This is a genomic window from Pseudomonas sp. GW821-FHT09E04 (assembly GCF_059416185.1).
Map to the genome: position 1 here is coordinate 992,782 of NZ_JBWKOR010000001.1, position 25,035 is coordinate 1,017,816.

26 protein-coding genes are annotated in these 25,035 nt (G+C 62.1%); 17 read left to right on the forward strand and 9 right to left on the reverse strand.

Going from position 1 to position 25,035, the window contains the following annotated elements; genetic code table 11:
- Nucleotides 1–6: 6 nt before the first annotated feature.
- On the reverse strand, nt 7–894 hold the full coding sequence (locus AC07N4_RS04490; RefSeq protein WP_493065049.1) for a LysR family transcriptional regulator: 888 nt from the start codon (nt 892–894) through the stop codon (nt 7–9).
- 133 nt (nt 895–1,027) lie between these two features.
- Between AC07N4_RS04490 and AC07N4_RS04495 the strand changes: the two genes are divergently transcribed.
- Both AC07N4_RS04495 and AC07N4_RS04500 read left to right on the forward strand, forming a co-directional pair.
- Nucleotides 1,028–2,677, forward strand: a complete 1,650-nt coding sequence (locus tag AC07N4_RS04495) for a GMC family oxidoreductase (protein ID WP_493065050.1) — start codon at nt 1,028–1,030, stop codon at nt 2,675–2,677.
- Nucleotides 2,678–2,757: 80 nt separating this feature from the next.
- Nucleotides 2,758–4,380 (forward strand): MFS transporter, encoded by a 1,623-nt coding sequence (locus AC07N4_RS04500; protein WP_493065051.1) that lies wholly within the window; start codon nt 2,758–2,760, stop codon nt 4,378–4,380.
- 50 nt (nt 4,381–4,430) lie between these two features.
- On the opposite strand, the gene AC07N4_RS04505 is transcribed toward AC07N4_RS04500, so the two are convergent.
- Nucleotides 4,431–4,799 (reverse strand): DUF427 domain-containing protein, encoded by a 369-nt coding sequence (locus tag AC07N4_RS04505; protein WP_096820174.1) that lies wholly within the window; start codon nt 4,797–4,799, stop codon nt 4,431–4,433.
- A 140-nt stretch (nt 4,800–4,939) separates the two neighbouring features.
- Nucleotides 4,940–6,346: a serralysin family metalloprotease gene (locus tag AC07N4_RS04510; protein ID WP_493065052.1), complete on the reverse strand. Its 1,407-nt coding sequence runs from the start codon at nt 6,344–6,346 to the stop codon at nt 4,940–4,942.
- 279 nt (nt 6,347–6,625) lie between these two features.
- Here AC07N4_RS04510 and AC07N4_RS04515 point away from each other — a divergent pair, with 279 nt between their 5' ends.
- The 4 genes from AC07N4_RS04515 (at nt 6,626) to AC07N4_RS04530 (ending at nt 9,961) form a co-directional block, all read left to right on the forward strand.
- The gene (locus tag AC07N4_RS04515; RefSeq protein WP_493065053.1) at nt 6,626–8,569 is read left to right on the forward strand and encodes a DNA topoisomerase III; all 1,944 of its coding nucleotides are present in this window, start codon (nt 6,626–6,628) and stop codon (nt 8,567–8,569) included.
- Between the two features lie 47 nt (nt 8,570–8,616).
- Nucleotides 8,617–9,120 (forward strand): GNAT family N-acetyltransferase, encoded by a 504-nt coding sequence (locus AC07N4_RS04520; protein WP_096820177.1) that lies wholly within the window; start codon nt 8,617–8,619, stop codon nt 9,118–9,120.
- A gap of 45 nt (nt 9,121–9,165) precedes the next feature.
- Nucleotides 9,166–9,456, forward strand: coding sequence for a hypothetical protein (locus AC07N4_RS04525; RefSeq protein ID WP_493065054.1), 291 nt, complete (start codon nt 9,166–9,168; stop codon nt 9,454–9,456).
- A gap of 175 nt (nt 9,457–9,631) precedes the next feature.
- The gene (locus tag AC07N4_RS04530; protein ID WP_102622063.1) at nt 9,632–9,961 is read left to right on the forward strand and encodes a hypothetical protein; all 330 of its coding nucleotides are present in this window, start codon (nt 9,632–9,634) and stop codon (nt 9,959–9,961) included.
- Between the two features lie 74 nt (nt 9,962–10,035).
- Here the strand turns inward: AC07N4_RS04530 and cynR are convergent, their stop codons facing one another.
- Nucleotides 10,036–10,914, reverse strand: coding sequence for a transcriptional regulator CynR (gene cynR, locus AC07N4_RS04535; protein ID WP_273538974.1), 879 nt, complete (start codon nt 10,912–10,914; stop codon nt 10,036–10,038).
- 121 nt (nt 10,915–11,035) lie between these two features.
- Between cynR and cynS the strand changes: the two genes are divergently transcribed.
- From cynS to AC07N4_RS04555, 4 genes are all read left to right on the forward strand, one after another.
- Complete coding sequence (gene cynS / locus AC07N4_RS04540) at nt 11,036–11,500, forward strand: cyanase (RefSeq protein ID WP_011334741.1); 465 nt, start codon at nt 11,036–11,038, stop codon at nt 11,498–11,500.
- 84 nt (nt 11,501–11,584) lie between these two features.
- The gene (locus AC07N4_RS04545) at nt 11,585–11,821 is read left to right on the forward strand and encodes a DUF2790 domain-containing protein (protein WP_096820181.1); all 237 of its coding nucleotides are present in this window, start codon (nt 11,585–11,587) and stop codon (nt 11,819–11,821) included.
- An 11-nt stretch (nt 11,822–11,832) separates the two neighbouring features.
- A complete protein-coding gene (locus tag AC07N4_RS04550; protein ID WP_096820182.1) occupies nt 11,833–12,492 on the forward strand; it encodes a carbonic anhydrase in 660 nt (219 codons plus the stop codon).
- A 171-nt stretch (nt 12,493–12,663) separates the two neighbouring features.
- Nucleotides 12,664–13,437 carry an alpha/beta fold hydrolase gene (locus AC07N4_RS04555; protein WP_493065055.1) on the forward strand — a complete coding sequence of 258 codons (774 nt, stop codon included), beginning with the start codon at nt 12,664–12,666 and terminating at the stop codon, nt 13,435–13,437.
- A gap of 47 nt (nt 13,438–13,484) precedes the next feature.
- Here the strand turns inward: AC07N4_RS04555 and AC07N4_RS04560 are convergent, their stop codons facing one another.
- On the reverse strand, nt 13,485–14,987 hold the full coding sequence (locus AC07N4_RS04560) for an aldehyde dehydrogenase family protein (protein ID WP_493065056.1): 1,503 nt from the start codon (nt 14,985–14,987) through the stop codon (nt 13,485–13,487).
- A gap of 69 nt (nt 14,988–15,056) precedes the next feature.
- Nucleotides 15,057–15,965: a glutaminase B gene (gene glsB, locus AC07N4_RS04565; protein WP_096820185.1), complete on the reverse strand. Its 909-nt coding sequence runs from the start codon at nt 15,963–15,965 to the stop codon at nt 15,057–15,059.
- A 241-nt stretch (nt 15,966–16,206) separates the two neighbouring features.
- Between glsB and AC07N4_RS04570 the strand changes: the two genes are divergently transcribed.
- Together AC07N4_RS04570 and AC07N4_RS04575 are read left to right on the forward strand one after the other, a co-directional pair.
- Nucleotides 16,207–16,410, forward strand: coding sequence for an HvfA family oxazolone/thioamide-modified RiPP metallophore (locus tag AC07N4_RS04570; protein ID WP_493065057.1), 204 nt, complete (start codon nt 16,207–16,209; stop codon nt 16,408–16,410).
- A gap of 57 nt (nt 16,411–16,467) precedes the next feature.
- On the forward strand, nt 16,468–16,983 hold the full coding sequence (locus AC07N4_RS04575; protein ID WP_096820187.1) for an HvfX family Cu-binding RiPP maturation protein: 516 nt from the start codon (nt 16,468–16,470) through the stop codon (nt 16,981–16,983).
- A gap of 3 nt (nt 16,984–16,986) precedes the next feature.
- Here the strand turns inward: AC07N4_RS04575 and AC07N4_RS04580 are convergent, their stop codons facing one another.
- Entirely contained in the window at nt 16,987–18,591 is a 1,605-nt protein-coding gene (locus AC07N4_RS04580) for a L,D-transpeptidase family protein (protein ID WP_102622068.1), read from the reverse strand.
- 152 nt (nt 18,592–18,743) lie between these two features.
- Here AC07N4_RS04580 and AC07N4_RS04585 point away from each other — a divergent pair, with 152 nt between their 5' ends.
- The 4 genes from AC07N4_RS04585 (at nt 18,744) to AC07N4_RS04600 (ending at nt 21,979) form a co-directional block, all read left to right on the forward strand.
- Nucleotides 18,744–19,457 carry a murein L,D-transpeptidase catalytic domain family protein gene (locus AC07N4_RS04585; RefSeq protein ID WP_096820189.1) on the forward strand — a complete coding sequence of 238 codons (714 nt, stop codon included), beginning with the start codon at nt 18,744–18,746 and terminating at the stop codon, nt 19,455–19,457.
- Between the two features lie 167 nt (nt 19,458–19,624).
- Entirely contained in the window at nt 19,625–19,876 is a 252-nt protein-coding gene (locus tag AC07N4_RS04590) for a DUF2790 domain-containing protein (protein ID WP_493065058.1), read from the forward strand.
- A 19-nt stretch (nt 19,877–19,895) separates the two neighbouring features.
- The gene (locus tag AC07N4_RS04595; protein ID WP_085732003.1) at nt 19,896–20,567 is read left to right on the forward strand and encodes a heavy metal response regulator transcription factor; all 672 of its coding nucleotides are present in this window, start codon (nt 19,896–19,898) and stop codon (nt 20,565–20,567) included.
- The gene (locus AC07N4_RS04600; protein ID WP_493065059.1) at nt 20,564–21,979 is read left to right on the forward strand and encodes a heavy metal sensor histidine kinase; all 1,416 of its coding nucleotides are present in this window, start codon (nt 20,564–20,566) and stop codon (nt 21,977–21,979) included. The genes AC07N4_RS04595 and AC07N4_RS04600 overlap by 4 nt, the downstream gene beginning before the upstream one ends.
- Here AC07N4_RS04600 and AC07N4_RS04605 read toward each other — a convergent pair.
- The gene (locus AC07N4_RS04605; RefSeq protein ID WP_493065060.1) at nt 21,924–23,324 is read right to left on the reverse strand and encodes an MFS transporter; all 1,401 of its coding nucleotides are present in this window, start codon (nt 23,322–23,324) and stop codon (nt 21,924–21,926) included. The genes AC07N4_RS04600 and AC07N4_RS04605 overlap by 56 nt on opposite strands.
- Before the next feature lie 103 nt (nt 23,325–23,427).
- On the opposite strand from AC07N4_RS04605, the gene AC07N4_RS04610 reads away from it, so the two are divergent.
- Entirely contained in the window at nt 23,428–24,315 is an 888-nt protein-coding gene (locus AC07N4_RS04610) for a LysR family transcriptional regulator (RefSeq protein WP_493065204.1), read from the forward strand.
- Here the strand turns inward: AC07N4_RS04610 and AC07N4_RS04615 are convergent.
- Complete coding sequence (locus AC07N4_RS04615) at nt 24,312–24,932, reverse strand: cell wall hydrolase (RefSeq protein WP_096820193.1); 621 nt, start codon at nt 24,930–24,932, stop codon at nt 24,312–24,314. The genes AC07N4_RS04610 and AC07N4_RS04615 overlap by 4 nt on opposite strands.
- Nucleotides 24,933–25,035: the final 103 nt, after the last annotated feature.

Genomic DNA, 25,035 nt, shown 5'->3' on the forward strand with positions numbered 1-25,035 from the left:
TCGATCTCAGGGGTTGAGCAACAACCCCTGCTCCGCCTCACACAACCCCACGACATAATCCCAGACCACCCGCAACCGCACTGACTTGTGCAACTCGCGCCGCGTACTGATCCAGTAACTGCGCTCGATGCTCTCATCCGGCAACAGCGCCACCAGATCCGGATCGGCCGCGGCCATGTAGCAAGGCAGCACCGCAATCCCCAGCCCCGAACGCGCCGCCTGCTGCTGGGCGATGACGCTGGTGCTGTGAAACACCACGCACGGATTGCGGCAGAAGCTGTTGAGAAACATCAGCTCCTGACTGAACAGCAGATCATCGACATAGCCGATCCATGCGTGCCGCCCGAGATCTTCGCGGCTGCGCAGCGGCGGCGCGTTGTCGAGATAGTCACGGCTGGCATAGAGCGCGAGTCGGTAATCGGTGAGTTTGCGAGTGACTAGCATGTCTGCCGCCGGCCGCTCCAGGTGAATGCTGATTTCCGCCTCACGATTGAGGATGCTGACGAAGCGCGGCACCGCCACCAATTCCACTTCCAGCCCCGGATATCGCTCGAACAACCCGATCATGCGACTGGCGAGAAACATGATGCCCAAGCCTTCGGTGACACCGACGCGGATCTTGCCCAGCGGTGCGGTGGACTGAGTGATTTCCTCCTGCGCCAGCAGCGCGACGTTCTCCATGGCTTCGGCATGTTTGAGCAGCGCCTCCCCCGCCGGAGTCATTTCGTAGCCTTGGGCGTGCTGGACGAACAGCGCGGTGCCGAGGCTTTTTTCGATGGCCTCGATATGCCGGGCGACGGTGGCGTGCGTGGTGTTCAAGCGGCGGGCGGCCGTGAGCAAGCGGCCGCTGCGTTGCAACTCGAGAAAGAACCGCAGGTCGTTCCAGTCGAACATGGCTTGTCCTTGTCGGCTATCGTCAGAAAGCGCTGTTTGAAAACGCACAGCGGCTGCGCAAAAACTAACATTCTTTTGACGAAAGCTAACAACTAGGATGACTGACAACAAAAACAATAAGCGAGGTCAGGGAATGCAGACTTCCCTCGATGAATTCGATTACATCGTGGTCGGCGCCGGGCCGGCCGGGTGTTTGCTGGCCAATCGGCTGTCGGCGGACCCACAGCAGCGGGTGCTGTTGCTGGAGGCAGGCGGGCGCGACAACTATCCGTGGATTCACATCCCCGTGGGTTACCTGTTCTGCATCGGCAACCCGCGCACCGACTGGTGCTTCAAGACCGAAGAACAACCGGGCCTCAACGGCCGCGCACTGAGTTATCCGCGTGGCAAAGTGCTGGGCGGCTGCTCGTCAATCAACGGCATGATCTACATGCGCGGCCAGGCCAACGACTACGACGGCTGGGCCGCCGAGGGCAATCCGGGCTGGTCCTGGAATGACGTGCTGCCGCTGTTCAAACAGAGCGAAAACCACTTTGCCGGCGCGGCGGACTTTCATGGTGACCAAGGTGAATGGCGAGTCGAACGCCAGCGCCTGTCATGGCCGATTCTCGATGCGTTTCGCAGCGCTGCCGAACAGAGCGGCATCGCCAGCATCGATGACTTCAATCAGGGCGACAACGAGGGTTGCGGCTACTTTCAGGTCAATCAGAAAGCCGGGGTGCGCTGGAATGCGGCGAAGGCGTTTCTGAAGCCGATTCGCGATCGGGCCAATCTCACGGTGTTGACCGACGTCGAGGTGGATCGCGTGCTGTTCGAGGACGGTCGCGCCGCAAGGGTCAGCGCACGTTGGCAAGGTCAGGAAAAGCGCTTCAAGGCGCGCAAGGAGATCGTGTTGTGCGCAGGCTCCGTGGGCTCGCCGAGCATTCTGCAACGCTCCGGAATCGGCCCTCGTCCGCTGCTGGAAAAGCTCGGGATCGGCGTGGTGCATGAACTGCCGGGCGTCGGCGGTAATCTGCAGGATCACCTGCAACTGCGGCTGATCTACAAACTGGAAAATGCCCGCACCCTCAACCAGATCGCCGGCAGTGTGTGGGGCAAGATGGGCATGGGCCTGCGCTATCTGTATGACCGCAGCGGGCCGTTGTCGATGGCGCCGAGTCAGTTGGGCGCGTTTGCCCGCTCAGGGCCGGAACAGACCTCGGCCAATCTCGAATACCACGTGCAGCCGCTGTCGCTGGAGCGTTTTGGCGAGCCGTTGCACAGCTTCCCCGCGTTCACCGCGTCGGTGTGTGATTTACGGCCACAGAGCCGTGGCCGGATCGAGATCCGTTCCGCCGATCCTCAGGAAGCGCCGCTGATCCAGCCCAATTACCTGAGCCATCCCGAAGACCTGCGCGTGGCCGCCGATGCGATTCGCCTGACCCGGCGCATCGTCAGCGCCCCGGCCCTGCAAGCCTTCAACCCGGTGGAATACCTGCCTGGCGCCAACCTGCAAACCGAAGAACAACTGCACGAAGCGGCGGCGAAAATCGGCACGACGATTTTCCACCCGGTCGGCACCTGTCGCATGGGCAATGACGCGAACGCGGTGGTCGATGCGCAATTGCGCGTGCACGGTGTGCCCGGTCTGCGGATTGCCGATGCGTCGATCATGCCGCGCATTACCTCGGGCAACACCTGTTCGCCTACGCTGATGATTGCCGAAAAAGCGGCACAGCTGATCCTCAACCCAACCGCCCGGAGTTTTCCCGCCGAAGAAAAAGCATTGCCCGCACTCTCTTGACCAAAGGAATAGCGGCGCCAGCCCACGAGGTCGGCGCCGACAGTGGAACAACAAAAACAATCACTGTGAGGGATACCGATATGTCAGAACACGTTCAGTCTCTGGACGCCGTGCGCAGCGCGGACGCCAGCCCCGATACCCGAAAGGTCATCTTCGCCTCGTCCCTGGGGACGGTGTTCGAGTGGTATGACTTCTTTCTCTACGGCGCCCTGGCGGCGGTGATCAGCAAGCAGTTCTTTGCCGGGGTCAACGACACCACGGCATTCATCTTCGCGTTGATGGCGTTTGCCGCAGGCTTCATCGTGCGGCCGTTCGGGGCGCTGGTGTTCGGTCGGTTGGGGGACATGATCGGGCGCAAATACACGTTCCTGGCGACCATCATTCTGATGGGCGTGGCGACGTTCGCCGTGGGCCTGCTGCCGACCTACGCCAGCATCGGTATCGCCGCGCCGATCATTCTCGTGGGGCTGCGCATGCTTCAGGGCCTGGCCCTCGGCGGCGAGTACGGCGGCGCCGCGACTTACGTGGCAGAACACGCGCCCATCGGCAAACGCGGTTTCCACACCAGCTGGATTCAATCCACCGCGACCCTCGGCTTGCTGTTGTCACTGCTGGTGGTGCTCGGGTGCCGCTACTTCACCGGTGATCAGTTCGAAGTCTGGGGCTGGCGTATTCCGTTCCTGCTGTCGATCGTACTGCTGGGGATTTCCACCTGGATTCGCCTGAGCCTGCACGAGTCGCCGGCCTATCTGAAGATGAAAGAGGAAGGCAAGGCCAGCAAGGCGCCGATCCGCGAATCCTTCGGTAAATGGGAAAACCTCAAAGTCGTGCTGATCGCCCTGTTCAGCATCAACGCCGGGCAAGCGGTGACCTTCTACGCCGCACAGTTCTACGTGCTGTTCTTCCTCACCCAGTTCCTGAAAATGGACCCGGCGGTGGCCAACAGTCTGCTGATCATCAGCGTGGTGATCGGCGCGCCGTTCTTCATCATTTTCGGCTGGCTGTCGGACAAGGTCGGACGCAAACCGGTGCTGATGCTCGGCCTGCTGCTGGCGACGGCGCTGTACTTCCCGATCTTCAAATCCCTGGCCCACTACGCCAACCCGGCCATCGACCATGCCAGCCAACAGGCGCCGATCACTGTTGTGGCGGATCCGGCCACCTGCACCTTCCAGTTCGACCCGGTGGGCAAAGCCAAATTCGACAGCCCGTGCGACAAGGTCAAGACCTTCCTGGTCAAGCAAGGCCTGCCCTACTCCAGCATCGCCGCCCCGGCGGGCAGCGCGGTGCAAGTGAGCGTCGGCGACGTCAAACTCGATGGCTTCGACGAGGCCGCCCTGCGCGGCGCGATCACCCTCGCCGGCTACCCGCAACAGGCTGACCTGCAGCAGATCAACAAGCCGATGATCGTGGCCCTGATCGTCGCCCTGATCATCATCTCCGCCATGTGCTACGGCCCACTCGCTGCACTGATGGTCGAACTGTTCCCGACCCGCATCCGCTACACCTCGATGTCCTTGCCGTACCACATCGGCAACGGCTGGTTCGGCGGTTTCCTGCCGACCGTGTCGTTTGCGCTGGTGGTGTACACCGGGGATATTTTCTACGGGCTGTGGTACCCGGTGCTGATTACCGGGGTGAGCCTGGTGGTGGGAATGATTTGTCTGCGTGAGACGAAGAATATCGACCTCGACAAGAACTGATCCTTGATCAGGGTGGCGAGGGGTTCACACCCTCGCCACCGCACTGAATTTCAGACCTCCGCCTCCAGCAATTCAAACTTCACCTGATCGGGATAGAACGCAACGTAATCCTTGATCTGGCTGACCGAGATCTTCGGATGTTCGTACGTCCACACCGCGTTCGCCCCCTCATGCCCGGGCACTTGCAGACTGAAATAATTGGCGTCGCCCTTGTACGGGCAATAACTCGTGTGGTCGGTGCGGGCGAAGTATTTTTCGTCGATGTCTTCGCGGGGGATGTAGTAGACCGGCGGATAATTGGCCTCGAGCAGCACCAATGCTCGGGCGGAGGCGGCGACTTGTATGCCATGGAACTTCACCAGCAGGCAGCCTGGCTGCTCGGCGATGGTGATGACGGGACTGGGACCGGAGGTTTTCATCGGTTTCTCCTGACAGCAGCGAAGAGAGCGCTTCAGGTATAACCCATGCGGCCGGATCTCGTCGGGTTCGCAGCCGAACGGTTTTTTTCCGCTCATAAAAAAACCGCAGCCGGCGAAGGCTGCGGTTTTCCGGTTGCAGATCAGGCGACGATATCGGTCGCCACGGCCTGCCCCACCACACCCACTGCGAAGTCCACCGAGCCCTGGCCCGTCAGGTCGATCATCAGGCTGGTCTGGTTGGTCTGTTCGAAGTAAGTGAGGATCGCGTCACCCGCGTGCCCGGTAAAGCCGCTGACGAAGTTCAGCGTGGCCGCCCCCGTGGCAAAACCGGCGATGCCCGACAAGTCGATCTTGTCCAGGCCACTGGTGAAATCCATGATCCAGTCCGGCGCGGTCATGGTCGAATCGCTGGCAGCGCCGAACACGAAGGTGTCTGCGCCTTCACCGCCCCACAGCGAATCACCACCGCCACCGCCGTAGATGATGTCGTTGCCGGCACCGCCAATCAGGTCGTTGGCCGCCGCGTTGCCGATCAACAGGTCATTGCCCGAGCCGCCCACCGCGTTTTCAACGGTCACGCCATACGCGATGGAGACGTTGCCCACCAGGCCGCCGACGTCGGAGAACGAACCTTCATTGAGGTTGATCTTCTGGTTCTGGCTGAAGCCGGAGAAGTCCAGGGTGTCATTGCCGCCGCCGTCCCACACCGAGAACACCACTTTGGAGGTGTCCGAAGTAGCGCTGTAGTAGTCGCGGTCGGCGTTGGAGTTGAAGCCGTACACGGTGTCGTCGGCACGGGTTTCCAGGTTGGCACCGTAGAGTTTCTGCACGGCGACGATGTCGTCCAGCAACGGTGCGGAGGCGTAGGCGCCGCTGCCGTCCTTGCTGAAGTTCTGGTCGGTGTTGGCTTCGCTCCAGTAGCTCATCAGGCTGTAGCCACGGGTGTCTTCGGCGTACTTGGCGTCGCCGTAGGTCGGGTTGCCATTGCCGGCGTTGTAGGCGCCCGGGTGCGACAGGCCGAGGGTGTGGCCGATTTCGTGGGTCAGGGTCTGACGCCCGTAGTTGTTGGTGTCCGGGGTCTTGTTGACCTGGTACTTATCGTTGATCAGATACCACGACTGACCGTCGTAGCTGCTGCCCTGCGGCAGGTAGGCAAACGCCGCGCCGCCGGTGCTGACGTCGTAGTTGCCGAAGGTCATGTGACCGTCGCCACCCTTGCCCTCGGTGAAGGTGACTTTGGCCACGTCCGACCACGATTGCATCGACAGGATGGCCTGGTCTTTCTGCTGATCGCTGAACTCGCTGAAGTTGCCAAGTTTCGGGTTGTAGTTCGACGGTTTGTCGGTCAGGAACGTGTAGGTCAGATCAATCTTGCCGTCAGCGTTCTTGTCTTGCCACGACATGCCCTTGCGCAGGATTTCGTCGGCGGCCTGGTCGGCGGTGAACGACGGCTTGCCGTTGACGGTCCCGGTGCCACGGTCATACAGGTGGCTGAAAGTGTCGACCGCGGTGAAGGCGCTGGTGGCCTGAGAGGAAGGTTGAGACATGGTGTACGTCCTTGTTTCTAAATGGTCAGTGTCAGACAGAAAAACGGCGATCTTCTGGCGAGATCGTCCTGTCACTCGCCCTGTTGAGGCAGATTGAACCTGCCACAGCCGCCAAGGGGGGCGCTAATCAATTTCTCGATAGCGTCCCCGATTGCCCCGGCGACAGCTGTCATGACCGGCAATCCTTTTATCTGTATATCCATACAGATAAAAGTTGCCCCTTCGCCCGAGTCAGGCCATTCTGTGCGCCTCTTCGGGCAATGATCGACGACGGTGGTTATGCGGCTGTACCTCTGTGAAAAACCTTCCCAGGCCAAGGATATTGCGGCCGTGCTGGGCGCCAGGCGCCGAGGCGACGGCTGCTGGCTGGGAACGGACGTCACGGTGACCTGGTGCATCGGCCACTTGCTGGAAACCGCCCCGCCGGACGCCTACGACGCACGCTACAAGCGCTGGGTGCTGGCGGACCTGCCGATCATCCCGGACAAATGGAAAATGACCGTCAAGCCGCGCACTGCCGGCCAGTACAAGGCAGTCAAACGCCTGCTCGGCGAGGCCAGCGAACTGATCATCGCCACCGACGCCGACCGCGAAGGCGAGATGATCGCCCGGGAACTGGTGGAACATTGCCGCTATCGCGGGCCGATCCGCCGCTTGTGGCTGTCGGCACTGGACGAAGCATCGATCCGCAAGGCTTTGGCGGCTCTGAAGCCGGGCGCAGAAACCTTCAGCCTCTATCACTCGGCATTGGGGCGTTCACGAGCAGACTGGCTGATCGGGATGAACATGAGTCGCCTGTTCACCCTGCTTGGCCGGCAATCCGGCTATCAAGGCGTGTTGCCGGTGGGCCGGGTGCAGACGCCGACCCTGCGGCTGGTGGTGGATCGCGACCGTAGCATCGCCGATTTCGTGCCTGTCGCGTATTGGGCCATCGATGTGCAACTGCTGCAGGACGGCACGGCGTTCACGGCGCAATGGCGTGCGCCGAACGATGCCTGTGACGATCAGGATCGCTGCCTCAATCAGGCTCTCGCCCAGCAAGCGGCCGCCGCAATCAGCAGCGCCGCCAGCGCCCGGGTGGTCAAGCTGCGCACCGAGCGCATGCGCGAAGTGGCGCCCCTGCCCTTCGATCTCGGCACCTTGCAGGAAGTCTGCTCGAAGAAGCTCGGCCTCGGCGCCCAGGAAACCCTCGACATCGCCCAGGCCCTCTACGAAACTTACAAAGTCATCACCTACCCGCGCAGCGATTGCGGCTACCTGCCCGTGAGCCAGCACAGCGAGGCGCCGGGGATTCTCGCGGCGCTGCGCCAAGCCGACCCGAGCCTCGACGCCTTGCGCGAACATCTGGAGCCACAGCGCCGCTCCCGCGCCTGGAACGACGCCAAGGTCAGTGCCCACCACGGCATCATCCCCACCGCCGCCGCTAAGAATCTGGAGCGTCTGACCGGCAAGCACCGCGCGGTCTACACGCTGATTCGTGCGCGGTATCTGGCGCAGTTCCTGCCCAATCATGAATACGACCGCACCCAGGCCGACTTCGATTGCGCCGGTGAAGCCTTGCGTGCCGTCGGCAAGCAGATCATCGAGCCGGGCTGGAAACGCGCGTTGCCGGAAGCACTGGCCCCGGCCAAGGGCCGTGAAGCCCCTGCCCCGCAAACCCTGCCGACGCTGACACAGGGCGCCGAGTGCGCCGTGGCGGATGTGAAGCTCAAGGACCTGTGGACGCAGCCACCCAAGCCCTACACCGAAGGCGATCTGATCAAGGCGATGAAAAACGTCGCCAAACTGGTGGAAGACCCGCTGCTCAAGCAGAAACTCAAGGACACCACCGGCATCGGCACCGAAGCCACCCGCGCCTCGATCATCCAGGGCCTGCTGGATCGCGGTTATCTGGTGAAGAACGGCAAGGCCCTCGCCGCCACGCCCGCCGCGTTCAGCCTGATCGACGCGGTGCCGCGAGCGATTGCCGACCCCGGCACCACGGCGATCTGGGAACAGGCGCTGGACATGGTGCAGAGCGGCGAGATGAGTCTGGAAGAGTTCGTCACCAAACAGGCCGCGTGGATGAGCAAGCAAGTGAGCCGTTGTGCCGGCCTGAGCCTGACCATCAGCGGCCCGCCCCCTGCCGGCAAAGCCGCTGCACCGTGGAAGAACAAGCGCAAGACCACTCGGCGCAAAACCACCGGCACCAGCAAACGTACGACGAAACCGGCAGCCAAATAGCCCTCTGCGCGCTACTGTTTCTGCAGTGATTGTCAGGAGCCAGTGACATGTCTGTCATCGAACTGCGCGTCGCCCGGCGCGACGAACTGGACACCCTCGAAAACCTGATGCAGTTCTACACCTACGACTTCAGCGAATGGCTGCCGCTGAAGCTGGGCGGGCATGGTTTCTTCCCGATCCAGTTGAAGGACGATTACTGGCGCCAACCGGCAACCCGTCCGTTCCTGATTCACGTCGACGGCGAACTGGCGGGGTTCGTGACCGTCGATGACCACCTCCTCATCGAGGGCGCCGACTACAACATCGGCTATTTCTTCGTCAGCCGGCGCTGGCGTGGCCAAGGCGTCGCGCAGTTTGTCGCCTCTGCCCTCTTGAGCCATTTGCCCGGTCAATGGCAGATTTTCCATGTCGACGCCAACCTGCCTGCGCAGCGGTTCTGGGCCAGGGTGATCCCCGAGGTGAGCGGCGGCGACTTCACTCGCCAGCAGAAAACCGTAGACGGTTATCCCTGCACGTTCTACTGCCTGCGCAGCCCCTCCCACGCTGCCTGAACGGCTCTTTTCTCATTCCAGAATGACTTTGTCCGACAATATGTAGTGACCAAAAATAATCACTACAAAACCGTTGACGGCGTCGTTTGGCTTTTGCATGATGCAGACGTCTCCCCGATCGGGAGCACTGGCAACACGCTTGAGCAAGCTCGTCTGACCGCCGAGCTGTTTTTTCCGGATACACGCTGCCCACAAGGCAGATTGAAGAAGCTGACCTGGCCTGAACGTCCAGTACAAGGACGAGAAGCGCTGGCGAAAATTCTCAAGACGCTTGTGGTCGACCCTGAAAACGTCGTCAAGGAGCCTCCCGGTTTTCGCTGCTTCTCCTCGTTGTGACGCTATTGCGTAGCAGTTATTCAACACGACTACATGCAACAGATGCATGACCCCGTACTTCACACGGGCGACCGCTGACGTCCTGGTTTCGGTGCCAGGGATCAACTAACCGATGGGCTACCTGTATTAGCGAATCAACTTTGAAAGATCACCAGACTGGTCAAGGGGCAAAATCATGAATCTGAACAATCAACCAACTATCGAAGAACTGGCTCGTATGTTCGCTGCGCAAAAAGACAGCCACGACAGCCATATTCTGTGGATCAGCAAGTCGGGTCAGGTGCATATCGACTGCCTGTCGCCCCATGCTGGTGAAGACGAGTTCGACCGGAACAACCAGAATCTGCTGGCCCGCCTGAAGATGTACCGCCGCGGCCACGGCTATGTCGGCAAGAAAGCTGCGGCCGACAAGGACTTCATCGGTAATGTTCTGCAAACGCTGAAACAGGCGTGGGACTCGATGCAGAACAAGAACGAAGTTCGGGTGATTGATCGGTTCTACTGAGTTCTAACTTCAATAAACAAAAGGGCCTGCTTCCGATAAGGAGCAGGCCCTTTTTTATTGATCACCCGCAATGTTCATGAACGGTTTTCCAACACCATCTCCATGAACGCCACCGCCGCCGCACTGTGATAATTGTTCTTGCGCCGCAACAACGCCGCCCCCCGCTGCGGCGCCTCACTCTCGACCCGCAACCGGCGCAACGCCCGATCCTCCGTCGCAATCGCCTCCGGCAGCATGGTCGCAATCGGCGCATGCCGGATCACTTCCAGCAATGTACTTACCGAGTTCACTTCGATCTGCACCTTGGGCGTGATGCCGTGCTGACGGAAATACTCGTCAATCGACAGCCGCGTGATGAAGTCCGGCGCCAACAGAGCGAAATCCAGCTGCGCAATGTCATCCGGCGTCAGCACTGCAGCACTGTCATACAACGGATGTTCACGCCCGACCATCACGCCCAGCGTCTCGACAAACGCCGGAATGCATTCAATGTCCGGGTTGCGCACCGGTGTGAAAGCAATCGCGATATCCAGCGAGTCATCCGCCAGCCCGGCCTCGATGTCATCCATCGACAACTCGAAAATCTCCAGGTGAATCCCCGGATACCGCGCCACGTAATCGCGCACCAACGGCCCCACCAGATACGCCATGAAGGTCGGCGTCATGGCCAGGCGCAGCGAGCCTCGGGACAGATCCTTCACGTCATGCAACGCGCGCTTGCCCGCCTCCAGCTCCACCAGCACCCGTCGTGCGCATTCGATGTAGGCCTGGCCGGCGTCAGTGGGTTTGACCGAACGCGAGGTGCGGTCGAACAGATCCACACCGAGGCTTTCCTCCAACTGGCGGATCTGCTGCGACAGGGTCGGCTGCGACACGTGCAGCGCCTCGGCCGCCCGGGTGAAACCGCCGTGATCGGCCACGGCCAGCAGGTAACGCAAATGTCGCAGCAGCATGGGGGCTCTCCATCTATAGGCAGTGCTTATGCCTTGCATTGTATATCGGTCTTGGACGCTATGGATCAATCGGCAGAAGATGAACCCCACACAGCAAGCCAACCCCGAAAGGAGAAACACCATGCAATCTCAAGCCTACAACGACAGCCGCATCGCCCTGACCACTCGCGCTCTGGATGCCAAGGCACAGAAAAACCTGTCGTGGCAGGACCTGGCCGACGGCACCGGCCTGAGCCTGGCCTACGTCACCGCCGCCCTCCTCGGCCAACACCCGCTGCCAAAAGCCGCCGCGGAAGTCGTTGGCGACAAGCTTGAGCTGAGCGCCGAAGACGTCGCCGCCCTGCAAATCATCCCGCTGCGCGGCAGCCTCGATGGTGTGCCGACCGACCCGACCATCTACCGCTTCCACGAAATGATCCAGATCTACGGCACCACCCTGAAGGCACTGGTTCACGAACAGTTCGGCGACGGCATCATCAGCGCAATCAACTTCAAGCTCGACATCAAGAAAGTCGAAGACCCTGAAGGCGGTTCCCGCGCCGTGGTCACCCTCGACGGCAAGTTCCTCCCGCTGCGTCCGTTCTGATCCACCCCGAGCCCGCACCCCGCGTGCGGGCCCACCCAAACCTGAATTGCCAAGTCGTCACCACATCCGTCTGGAGGCTGCCCCATGCAAAAAATTCTGTTGTCCCTGGCCCTGCTCGCCGGCCTTTGCGCTCAAGCCCAGGCCAGTGAAGAAGCTGTCGCCTACCGCTACGGCATGCAACTGGACATCGCGCAGGTCGTGAGCATCACCCCGGTCGCCGACGTCTGCGGCGTAGTGCCGGTCGAGATGACCTACCTCGACAGTCACGGCGCAAAACACATTCTTCAATACAGCGAGTTCGGCACTGGCTGCTCCAACTGAGAGGACACACCATGAAAAACCTGATCGAAGGATTCCTGAAGTTCCAGAGCGAAGCCTTTCCGCAACGCACTGAACTGTTCAAATACCTGGCGACTACCCAGACCCCGGGCACCTTGTTCATCACTTGCTCCGACAGCCGTGTAATTCCGGAACTGCTGACCCAACAAGAACCCGGCGAACTGTTCGTGATCCGCAACGCCGGCAATATCGTGCCGTCCTACAGCCCGCACCCGGGTGGGGTTTCGGCGACGGTGGAATACGCGGTGGCCGTGCTTGGCGTGACCGACATCGTGATCTGCGGCCACTCCGATTGCGGCGCCATGACCGCCATCGCCCAGTGCAAATGCATGGATCACCTGCCCGCTGTCAGCGGCTGGCTGCAACATGCCGAGTCGGCGAAGGTGGTCAACGAATCGCGGCCACACGCCAATGACGCGGCCAAGCTGAGTTCGATGGTGCGCGAGAACGTGATCGCCCAACTGGCGAACATTCAGACCCACCCGAGCGTGCGTCTGGCCCAGGAGAAAGGCCTGCTGAACCTGCACGGCTGGGTCTATGACATCGAGACCGGCTCCATCGATGCCTTGAGCGCCGACCGCCGCACCTTCGTCTCGCTGGCTGAGCAACCATCGACGTGCGCGGTGTATGGCCAAACGGTCGATGCCGCCTGAACCGAACGCCCCGCACCTGCCGGGGCGTTTGCTTTGTATCAGCGTGTAGCCAGCGCCCTGCCAGACACAGTTCCATGCACCCGCACCGGAAGGCGGACACATCACCGATACAGCGTGCGCCTTGAATAAGCCCTGACGCTGCATCCCTCCTCCCGACACAAGGAACATTCGATGAACAAGCTGTTTGCAGGACTGGCCCTCGCCGCCGCCATGGCCGGCGCCACCTCGGCGATGGCCGCCGAGAAACCCACCGTGGTGCTGGTGCACGGTGCCTTCGCCGACTCCAGCAGCTGGAACGGTGTGGTGAAGATTCTGGAAAAGGACGGTTATCCGGTGATCGCGGCGGCCAACCCGCTGCGTACGCTCAAGGGCGATGCGCAATCAGTCGCCGACGTGCTGGCCGGAATCAAGTCGCCTGTGGTGCTGGTCGGCCACTCCTATGGCGGGCCGGTGATCAGTGAAGCCGCGTACGGCAACGCCAACGTCAAGGCGCTGGTGTATGTCGCGGCACTGGCGCCCGAAGCCGGTGAAACCGTGGCCGGACTAGCCGGCAAATTCCCCGGAAGCACCCTCGGCCCGACTCTCGCGCCGCCCGTTACCCTGAAGGATGGCGGCAAGGATCTGTACATCCAGCAGGACAAGTTCCACGACCAGTTCGCCGCCGATGTTCCGAACGCTGACGCAAAACTGATGGCCGCCACCCAACGCCCGATCACCGAGGTCGCGCTGAACGAGGCCGCCAGCGAGCCAGCCTGGAAAACGATTCCGTCGTGGTTCGTGTATGGCGACAAAGACAAGAACATCCCGCCGCAAGCGATGGCGTTCATGGCCGAACGGGCGCACGCCAGACAGACCGTGGTGGTCAAAGGCGCGTCCCATGTGGTGATGGTGTCGAATCCGAAAACCGTGGCCAGCCTGATCGAATCCGCCGCCACCGCCAAGTGAAACAACAACGCCGCGCCTGTCATTGCGACAGGCGCGGCGTTTTGGTTTCAGCGTTTTACGCCCAGATCGACCTGGGTCATGCGGCTGCGCACGGTGAACACACCGTCTCCGGAAAGAATTGCGCTGCGGGCGAACAACCGTCCGCTCTCCCAGTTCGAAAGTCCCAGTTCCGGCTTGTTCAGCGCGTACTGGCCGTCGACCCAACGGGTAATCCCGTTGCCCACGAACGGCGCATTGACCGCGCTGTAGAAACGCTCCTGGACCGCCGCGTCCTCGCTGATCAGCGACACCGTGAACTGCGGGCTGTAGCGGTTGAACAGCGCAATGGCCTGATCCAGATCGTCGACGATCATCAGGCTGGTTTCCGGGGTTTCTTCCCATTCCCACTCGCGGCCCAGTTGCGCTTCCGGCAATGGCTCGGCCAGGGCTTCGGTCTGGTAACCCTCGGCGCGATAGACCTCGACCGTCGCGTTCTGCCAGTCGCTCGGCAGGTAGCTTTCACTGCCTTCGACGATGTGCAATTTGCAGCCCTGAGCGCGCGCGGTGCCGGCCTGCTGCAACGCGTCGAGAAACAACGGCACCAGTTCAGCGGCACGCTCGCGCTGGATCAGGCAGACATTCAACGTATTGCAGACCTTGCGATCCAACGAGTTGCGCACCACAGCGGCAAAGCGCTTGGCGTCGGCATCGCGATCGGCGATCAGCCACGCGCCACCGGTGCCGTGCAGGCTGACGGCGGTGCCGGCCTGCTGGGCGATGCTGCCCAACTGGCTGACCGCACGGCCCGAACCACGGGCCACCGCCAGCGACAGACGCCGGTCGGCGAACATCGCCCAACCGGCGGCGTGGTTGACGCTCTCGACCAGCGATACCGCGCCGGCCGGCAGCCCGGCATCGGCCAGCGCCGGGTTCAAGGCGTGAGTGACGATGGCTTGCGCGGTGCCCAATGCATCGCTGCCAATGCGCAGCACGGCGGTGTTGCCGGTGCGCAGTACGCCAGCGGCGTCAGCGAAAACATTCGGCCGGCCTTCGAACACAAACGCGACGATACCCAGCGGCGACACCACTTGCTCGACCTTCCAGCCGTCGTGTTCGACGCTGCTGATAACCTTGCCGCGCGTGGCCGGCGCATCACGCCAGGCGCGCAGACCGGCGATCATGTCGCGGCGCATGCGTTCGTCGGCGAGCAAACGGGTGGTCGAACGACCGCGCGCCTTGGCCCGTTCGATGTCAGCGAGGTTGGCGGTTTCGATCAGCGCCCAGGCGTCCGGGTTTTCCAGGCGTTGGGCAAACAGATCGAAGAAACGGCTGATGGCTTCGTCCGACACAGCAGACAACGCAGTAAACGCCGCCGCTGCACGCTCGATCGCCACCGAAGCCGCCTGCTGGTCCACCACGGGAATCAGCAACAACTCGCCACTCACCTGCTCCACCAACAGGTGGTCGCCGGGTCGGAAACGCTCGGCCAGTTCGGGGCTGATCACGGTGACGCGGTTACCGGCGAAAGGGATGGGCGTGCCAGCGACGAGACGTTCGAGCGCGAGAGACATGGAGCGGATTCACCATATTGAGGGCGGCCGGAAAATGTATAGCTTGCCCACCCTCAAAGCAACACAGGTTCAGAACACCGACCAGCCAATCCGCGAACTGAGCATTTCCAGCGCCGCCATGCCCGCCAGCGAGTTGCCCGCTGCGTTGAGTTCAGGCGACCACACGCACACCGTGAATTGCCCCGGCACTACGGCAACGATGCCGCCACCGACACCGCTCTTGCCCGGCAAACCGACACGGTAGGCGAAGTTGCCGGCCTCGTCGTACAGGCCGCTGGTGGCCATGATCGAGTTGACTTGCTGGGTCTGGCGACGGGTGAGGATCTGTTCGCCGCTGTGCTTGCAATAGCCGTCGTTGGCCAGGAAGCAGAACGCCCGGGCCAGGTCGATGCAGCTCATGCGCAACGCGCAGTGGCTGAAGTAGCTGCGCAGCACCGCTTCGACGTCGTTGTGGAAGTTGCCGAAGGATTGCATCAGGTAGGCCATCGCCGCGTTGCGTGCGCGGTGCTGGTATTCAGACTCGGCCACTTTGCCGTCGACCATCACCTGCGGATTGCCCGACAACCGACGCACGAAATCGCGCATCGACAAGGCCGGTGCGGCAAAACGCGACTGGTTGATATCGCAGATCACCAGTGCCCCGGCGTTGATGAACGGATTGCGCGGACGGCCGCGTTCGAATTCCAGCTGCACCAGCGAGTTGAACGGCTGGCCGGACGGCTCGTGGCCCAGTCGCTCCCAGATCGCCTCGCCGGAGTGTTCGATGGCCTGCACCAGGCTGAACACCTTGGAAATACTCTGCACCGAGAACAGTGTCTCGGCATCGCCGGCGCAATACATCTCGCCGTCGTTGCCGTACACCGCGATGCCCAGTTGATCGGGCGGCACGGTGCCGAGGGCGGGAATGTAGTCAGCCACCTTGCCCTGCCCGATCAGGGGCCGGACAGCGTCAAGGATCTCGTTCAACAGCGCTTGCATGCCGGGTCTCGAAGTCTCGCCCCATGGGATTGCGGGGACACCGTGGCTAGACGCTGCGCCCGCCAGCCGAATCACACCGCGTTTGTGTATCGCACTGTATACGACGCGGCGACGGACACACCACGAGCACAAATCCCCCCGTTCGCGACACATCACCGATACAGCCCGACGTTCAAATGAACCTGTCGATCGGCAGCCCCGATCAAGCCTTTGAACTCACATTTCGTATCGGAGATTCACCATGACCAAACTCTCGAAAACCTCCCTGACGCTCGGCCTGCTGCTTGCCGGTGGCCTGGCCCTGTCCAACGCCGTTTCGGCATCTGAAGCGTTCAGCGTCAAGCAACTGGATCACGGCTACAGCCAGACCCAGGCCCAGGCCGACACCCCGGAAAAAACCTCGGAAGGCAAATGCGGCGAAGGCAAGTGCGGGGCCGGCGAATAACCCTCTTCACGGGGCACGCCGGTGTCCCGTTTTTCCTTGATTGAACGGAGCCATCCCATGACCACTGCTCTCTCGACGGCCGTCAAAGGCCTGCACCTGAACCTCGACCGCGCAGGCCAATGGCTGGCGCCGCTGACCCTGCGCCTGTTCATCGCCTGGGAGTTTTTCGAATCGGGCCTGGAGAAATTCAACGGCCAGAACTGGTTCGAAGACATTCAGGACCGTTTCCCGTTTCCCTTCGATCACTTGCCGGCGACGCTGAACTGGGAGCTGTCGATGTGGGCCGAGCTGATCTGCGCGCTGGCGATTCTGATCGGACTCGGCACGCGGATCTCGGCCATTTCGCTGATCGTCGTGACGGTCGTTGCCACCGCCGCGGTGCACTGGCCGGCAGACTGGTCGTCGTTGAGCGAACTGGCTCAGGGTTACGCGATCACTAACAAGGGCTTCGGCAACTTCAAGCTGCCGGCGATTTACCTGGCCGCGCTGGTGCCGCTGGTGTTCGCCGGGGCCGGCAAATTGAGTGTGGATGCGTGGCTGGCGCGTTTTTTCTGGAAACGCGCCAGCCGCTGAGGATCAATGCGCCCGGTCAAGGCCCGCCAGCAACGCGCTGTCGCGGCTGTAGATGTCCGGCGCGTAGAGCACGCGGCCCTTCCCGTCGACCTGTGCCGTCCAGTAAGTCATCAGGATCGGCACCGGGTTGCTCAGGCGGAATTCATGGGTAGCGCCGGTGGCGAGCAACGTGTCGGTACGGGCCCTTTCCGCCGGGCTGAGCAGGAAGTCGCGCAGTTTCATCGGATGCTCGACCCGCACACAACCGGAACTGAACGCCCGTGGGCCCTTGTCGAACAGCGCCTTGCTCGGCGTGTCGTGCAGGTACACCGAGAACGGGTTGGGGAAGCGGATGACCATCTGCCCCAGCGGATTGCGCGGCCCGGCATCCTGACGCAGAAGGATGTTGCCGGGGTTGTCCCAGTCGATGTCGGCGGCGGCCAGTGGCTGGCCATTGGCGTCGAGCACTTGCAGGTTCTGACGGCTGAGGAAGGTCTGATCCTTGCGGATTGCCGGCAGTTTGTCTTCTTTCCAGATGGTCGGCGGCACGGTCCAGGTCGGGTTCAGCGTCAGGCGCGTAACCCGGGATTTGAGCAACGGCGTCTGGCGCTCGGCGCGACCGACCTGGGTGCGGGTCTGCCACACCGGCTCGCCGCCCTGGTACAGGGTCAGTTCGGCAGCGGCGACGTTGACCAGCAAACCGTCGGGCTCCATGTCCTGGGCCAGCCAGCGGAACCGTTCAAGGTTGACCCGCAGCTGCTCGCGGCGCGTCAGCGGGCTGATGTTCATCTCGGCAATCGTCCCCGGCCCGACCACACCGTCGGCCTGCAACGAATGGTTGGCCTGGAAGCTTTTCACGGCTTCCACCAAGACACCGTGATAGGCGTTGTCCGGCGTGCCGACCACACTGCTCAGATAACCTTCGCTGTACAGCCGCTTGGCCAGTTCCGGTACGCGTTTGTCTTCCATGTCCGGACGCAGCAGCGGTCCGTTGCCCACTGATTGCCAGTGCGGCAAGGCTTGCAGGCGTTGCGCGGCATAGAGGTGACGCAGGTTCTGATATTGCGCCAGGTTCGGCCGCGCCAGATCGAAGGCCGCCGCCATGTCATGCATGCCCGGCACGGCGATGGCGAGCAGTTCGGCCTGACGGTCACGCGGCGTTTCGTCGGCGTGCCACAGCGGCTCGAAGTGCGATTGCAGCAGGCGACCGTAATGCAGGTCCTGCAAGGCTTGCAGGTAGTTGCGACTGATGTCGATGTCGGCGCACAGATCGCCGTCCTGCGGAACTGTTTCTGCGACCGGATAGCGTTTCGGATTGAGGCCATCGTCGGCCAGCAGCTGCAATTGCGCGTGCAATTGCGGCAATTGCCCGGCCGCCGCCCACACCGGCAGCCAGTCCTGCTGCTGATAGAACGCCTGCAACTGTTCGAGCGCCGGGCCGCCGAGACGGGCGGCAATCGCCGGGCAGGCCTGAGGCAGGCTGATCAACGCGGCCTGCAGCGGGCTTTGCGGCTCGACAGGCATTTCTGCCGGCAGCGTCGGGAGGGCCGGCAGAGGCTCATCGGCACAAACGACAAACGGCGCAGCGAGCAAACAAATGCTCAAGTAGCATGCGTACTTTTTGAACAACTGCTTTACTCCAATCCATGGCCGTCTTGATTGACGGTCAACCTTACATCAGGTGCGGTGATACAGTCAGGTCCGATTCGCGGGCCTGCCGGGGACGACTGGACGTCAGGAGCCAAAGTGCCAAACATGTAACCAGTGAGGACTCACTTTAAATGTTGACGTTTTTGCGCCGACTTCTGCTGACTGCCACTGCCATCGGGCTGGTGACCAGTCAGGTTTTTGCCGCCGGCACCTCGCAGCCGGTTCTCTACAACAGCCTCGCCCACGCCGCTCCGGAACTCAATCCCCAGGCGCTGAAAGGTGCCTTGAACGCCATGCAATGCGCAATCAACAACGGCGCGAAGCAGTCCCGTCACCTGGCGATCATCGATTATTCGCAACCGTCCACCGAGCGACGCCTGTGGATCTTCGACCTGACCAAGAAAAAACTGATCCTGCGCGACCTGGTCGCCCACGGATCGATGTCCGGTGATAACTTCGCCACCCGGTTCTCCAACCGCGAAGGCAGTTTCCAGTCCAGCCTTGGACTGTTCCGCACCCAGGAAAGTTACGAAGGCACCCACGGTTATTCGTTGCGCATGGACGGTCTGGAACCGGGCGTCAACGACATGGCCCGTGACCGCGCCATTGTGATCCATGCCGCCGACTACGTGAATCTGTTCTGGAGCAAACGTACGGGCCGACTCGGCCGCAGCCAGGGTTGCCCGGCCGTACGCCCGCAGGTTGCCAGACGCGTGATCGACAGCCTGAAGGACGGCCAGTACATGTTTTCCTGGTACCCGGATCAGCACTGGCTGAAGTCCTCGCCGTACCTCAACTGCCAGCCGCAACAGATCGCCAGCATTCTCAGCACCCACGGCAGCTGAAAATATTCGCTGTAAAAAACATCCCCTGTTCTCACAGGGGATTTGTGTTTTCAGGGTTTCATTACAGCTTTGTCATTGAGTTGTCGGTTTGCCGAGCGGATCGCTCGGTAGCCTGAAGTTGTTCCGGCACCACTGCCGATCCACTTCACCGACACGAGTGACTCATCATGAAAACCCTGATCCTTGCCTTCACCGCCCTCCTCGCCACTGGCACTGTGCTCGCCGCCGAAATGCCGGACAACACGGTCATTCACGACACCAACGGCTTCTACGTGCACCTGGATGTCGACAAAGTCCTCTCCAGCACCGATATTTCCCAAGCCTGCGGCGTCATTCCCGCACGACTCAACTACCTCGACCACCAGGGCCGCGAACATGTGCTGGACTATCAAGTGCAAGGCAGCGGTTGCACCAACTGACCAGTGAGGCGCAGTGCCCATGAATATCCTTGTCGTCGAAGACGAACCCAAGGCTGGCAATTACCTGCTCAACGGCTTGCAGGAACTGGGTTACAACGTAAGCCTGGCCCGTGACGGCGCCGACGGTCTGCACCTGGCGCTGGAACACGACTTCGACGTGATCGTGCTGGATGTGATGATGCCGAAAATGGATGGCTGGGAAGTTCTGCGCCGGCTGCGCAAGGAAGCCGACACGCCGGTGCTGTTCCTCACCGCCCGCGACGACATCGCGGATCGGGTCAAAGGCCTGGAACTGGGCGCCGACGACTACCTGATCAAGCCGTTTTCCTTCGCCGAACTGGTGGCGCGCCTGCGCACGTTGACCCGGCGCGGGCCGATCCATGAAGAAGAGCAATTGCAGGTGGCCGACTTGCAGATCGACGTGCTCAAACGCCGGGTCACCCGCGCCGGCAGCCGGATCACCCTGACCAACAAGGAATTCGCCTTGCTGCAACTGTTCGCCACCCACACCGGCCAGGTGCTGTCGCGTTCGCTGATTGCCTCGCGGGTGTGGGACATGAACTTCGACAGCGACACCAATGTGGTCGATGTCGCCGTACGCCGCCTGCGGGCGAAGATAGACGACCCGTTCCCGCTCAAGCTGATCCACAGCGTGCGCGGCATCGGCTACCGCTTCGACACCCAGCCATGAAAGTCACCGGCACTTACTCCCTGACCTTGCGTCTGGCGCTGGTGTTCGCGGTGCTCGCCTTTGCTGCGCTGGCAGGCCTGGGCGCGGCGCTTTACAACCAGCTGGAAGAACAACTGACCCGCCGCGACGACATCCAGTTGGTCAGCCGCATCGATCAGTTGCGCACCATCCTCAACGACAGCAACACCCTGGAGTTGATCAAGAACAAACCGGCGCTGTTTCAGAACATGCTGGGCAACCGCGAAGCGCTGTTGACCATCGGCGCGCCGGGGCAACCGCCCTTGTTCGTGGTCAACCCCAGCGACCTGGCACTGCCGAGTGTGCCCGCCGTGCCGGTCGACCATGTAATGGCCCTCAACGACGTGCAGCATTTGCCGAGCATCAACGGAGTGCCGTTCTCGGCGGTGGCAGCCAGTATCGACTCCGGCGACCAGGGCAATCTGCAAGTGCTGATCGGCAAGGTGATGAGCGAACGCACGGCGATGCTCGCCAACTACCGACTCAGCGTGTACGGCCTGGCGTCATTGGCAGCAATTGTCCTGGCGCTGGTGGGCTGCCTGCTGGTGTATCGCGGCCTGTTGCCGTTGCGGCGGATTGCCCGGCATGCCCACGGGATCGGCATCGCCAACCTCGGCGAACGCCTCGACCGCCACGGCACGCCCCGGGAATTGCAGCCGATGATCGAAGCCTTCAATGCGATGCTGGACCGGCTCGACCGAGGTGTTGCGCAACTGAGCCAGGTCTCCACCGACATGGCCCACGAACTGCGCACGCCGATCAACAATTTGCTCGGTGAAACCCAGGTCGCCCTGCAACAGCACCGCAGCGTCGACGCCTATCAACAGCTGCTCGCCTCCAACGTCGAAGAACTCGAACGGCTGGCGCGGATGCTCGACAACATGCTGTTTCTCGCCCGCACCGACCCGGCCAGTGCCCTGAGCCAGCGTCAGGAGCTGGACGCCTACGATGAGATGCAGCGCATCGCCGATTACTTCGAAGGATTGGCGGCGGATGTCGGCATCAGCATCGAGGCCCGAGGCAGCGGCGTGATCTGGGCCGAACCGATGTTGCTGCGTCGGGCCCTGGCCAATCTGTGCGCCAACGCGATCAAGTACGGCGCAGCGGATTCGACGATGCAGGTCGAGGCCATTACCGAAGCGGACGGCAGCTATCTGCGGGTGTGCAATCAGGGCGCGACGATTCCTGCCGAACATCTGTCGCGGCTGTTCGAACGTTTCTATCGCGCCGACCCGTCCCGCGAGCGTTCGGCCCAATCCAACGGTCTGGGCCTGTCGATCGTCGCGACCATCATGCAATTGCATCAGGGCCGCTACAGCGTCAGCAGCGCTGATGGTGTCACCTGCTTTGAGCTGTTTTTTCCAGCCCGGGAGACGCGAGACGCAGGTGTGTGAGGGCTCCGAGCGCAAGCGCCGCGAGCATCAACGCCGTGGCAACGCCGAAGGTCATGTGCAATCCGCCAGCGATAACCGCCGCTGACGCCTGAGTCGGATCGTCCGTGGCCAGGGCAAACACCGCGCCCATCGCCGCCGCCCCGGTGATCAAGCCCAGATTGCGCGACAGCCCGAGCATGGCCGAGACCACCCCGCGCTGATCCTGAGCGACGCCGGACATCAACCCGGTGTTGTTGGCAGCCTGGAACAGCGCATAACTCAATGCAACTACCGTTATCGGCAACACATAGGCAAGCAGTCCCAGACTCACCGGCAACAGCGCCAGCAAACCGCAACCGCAGGCCAGTCCGAGCAACGCGCCCGGCACCATTCGCCGCGCCCCGAAACGATCCACCAGACGCCCGGCCGGCACGCCACTGAAAGCCGCCAGCAACGGCCCGACCGACAACACAAGTCCGACTTGAGTGCTGCTGAGCCCCAAGCCTCGGCTCAGATAAAACGGCCCGACCACCAGCGTGGTCATCATCACCGTGGTCACCAGCAAGGTCAGGGCGAGACTGCTGCTGATGCGTGAATCGGTGAACAACGACAAATGAATCAGCGGCGCCCTACTCTTCTTCTCGATCAGGATGAACAGCCCCAATCCCAACAGACTGATCAGCAACAACGTCTGGGTGAATCCCTCAACCGTCATCGCCAGCGCATAGGCCGCCAGCGTCAGCATCAGCACGGCGGTGCCGAAATAATCAAACGCAACAGGCGAGCGTACGGTTCGATCCTTCGGCAGATAGCGATACACCAGCCATGCATTGAGCAACCCCAATGGCACGTTGATCACAAAGATCGACTGCCAGCCGACATGCGCCATCAACAGCCCACCGAGCGACGGCCCGAGGGTGGTGCCGGTGGCCGACATCGTGGCCAGCAACCCCATCGCACTGCCGGCCCGGGATTTGGGCACCGCATCGGCTACCAGCGCCACCGTCAACGCGAACATGATCGCCGCGCCCAAGCCTTGCACCGCTCGCGCACCGATCAGCCAGGCAAGGCTCGGCGCCAGTGCGCAAGCCAGCGAAGCGGCGGTAAAAATGCCGATGCCGATCAACAGCAAGCGCCGACGACCGAAGCCGTCACCGAGCCGCCCGACACTGACAATCAACGTGGTGACCGCCAGCAGATAGGCCAGCACGATCCACTGCACTTGTTGGAACGTCGCATCGAACGCCGCCGCCAACGTGGGCAATCCGGCGTTGGCAATGCTGGTGTCCAGCGACGGCATCAGCATCGACAGCGCCAGACTGGTCAGCGCCCAGCGGGCTGAAGGGCTCAGGGGTTCTCGGTGCATGGGGGGCTCACAGGGCAAAGGTCATGGGACGTAGCCTGAGCCTCGACAATACAAGGCGCAAGACGCATGCTTTGCACTTGATACCTGCATGGAACGCCACGTCATGAATGCGCCGGACCTGAACCTGTTGATCACCCTCGACGTGCTGCTGAGCGAAGGCAGCGTGGCCCGCGCCGCCGAGCGTCTGCGCCTGAGCCCGTCAGCCATGAGCCGGGCGCTGGCCCGTCTGCGGGAAACCACCGGGGATCCGCTGCTGGTACGCGCCGGTCGCGGACTGGTGCCAACCCCGCGTGCGCTGGAGCTGCGCGACCGGGTCAGTTATCTGGTGCAGGAAGCCGAAGCGGTTCTGCGCCCTGCAGAGGTGCTCGATCCTGGCCAGTTGCGGCGCACCTTCACCCTGCGCAACACCGACGGGTTTGTCGAAACCTTTGCCGCCGCCCTGCTCGCCCGCATCGCCGAAGATGCGCCCGGCGTACGTCTGCGCTTTGTGCAAAAAGCCGACAAGGACAGCACGCTGTTGCGCGAAGGCCGGGTGGATCTGGAAACCGGCGTGGTCGACGACAGCACCGACCCGACGCTGCACAGTCGCATCCTGTTCCGGGATCAGTGGATCGGTGTGGTACGTGAGGGGCATCCGTTGAGCAGCGGCAAGGTCAGCGCCAAACGTTTCGCTGCGGGCCAGCACATTCTGGTGTCACGCCGTGGTCGCAGCAGCGGCCCGGTGGACGAGGCGTTGCTCGCTTTGGGCCTGACGCGGGACATCGTTACCTCGTTCGGCGGGTTTTCTGCCGCGCTGACGCTAGTCCGTGAATCGGACCTGATCGCCACCGTTCCGGAACGTCACACCAGCAAACTGCGCACAGGCCTGCACAGCTTCGCCCTGCCATTACGGATGCCGGACATCAGCGTGTCCATGCTCTGGCATCCACGCATGGACGCCGATCCGGCGCATCGCTGGTTGCGCAATTGTGTGCGAGAGGTTTGCGCCTAGCGCGCCTCCCCGTCCTTGGGTTTGTAAAACAGGAATTTCCCGGTCTCGGCGGTCTTGGTGTACTTCTTGGCCCAACTCGGGTCGACGTTGTGGTCATGAAAGTACAGCGCGCCATGGGTGCGATCCGTGAGCTGGCGGTTCAGCGCCTTGCCGGCGATCTCCTTGGCCAGCGCGTATTCGGCGTCTTCCTTGACCTGATCGGACTTGCCATCGCACCACCAGGAAAACTGGCAACTCTTGGTTTCCGAGCCCTGCTTGACCACCTCGCACACGGTGCCCGGAAAACCGTCGTGGCCGAGGCGATTCATCACCACGTTGGCCACGGCTTCCATTTCCGCCGTGTCCTTGCCCTTGGCTTCCCAATAGATGCTGCGCGCCAGGCAGGTGATCGGGTCGTCGAGCGGCGCGGTGCCGGCCGGGTCGACGGCTTGCACCTCTTTGGGGGTGATGGCTTCGGACTTCGGCGCCGGAGGCGCATCGGGTTTGTCGGCAGCCTTCTCTTCCAGTACCTCGGCTTTCGCTTCGGCCTTTTCCTTGATGGGCGCCTGATCGGTGGCCATTGCCGCGCCGCTCAGCAGGGTCAACACAAGACAACAGATCAGCCCGTGCAATTTCATGATCGATTCTTCCGGCAGCGCCCCTTGCGGGCAAAGTGTTACGTGGCTGAGACGCCCGGATTCCGGGGCCCTCGCAGAGGGTAGACGGCAGAGTCGGCGGCAT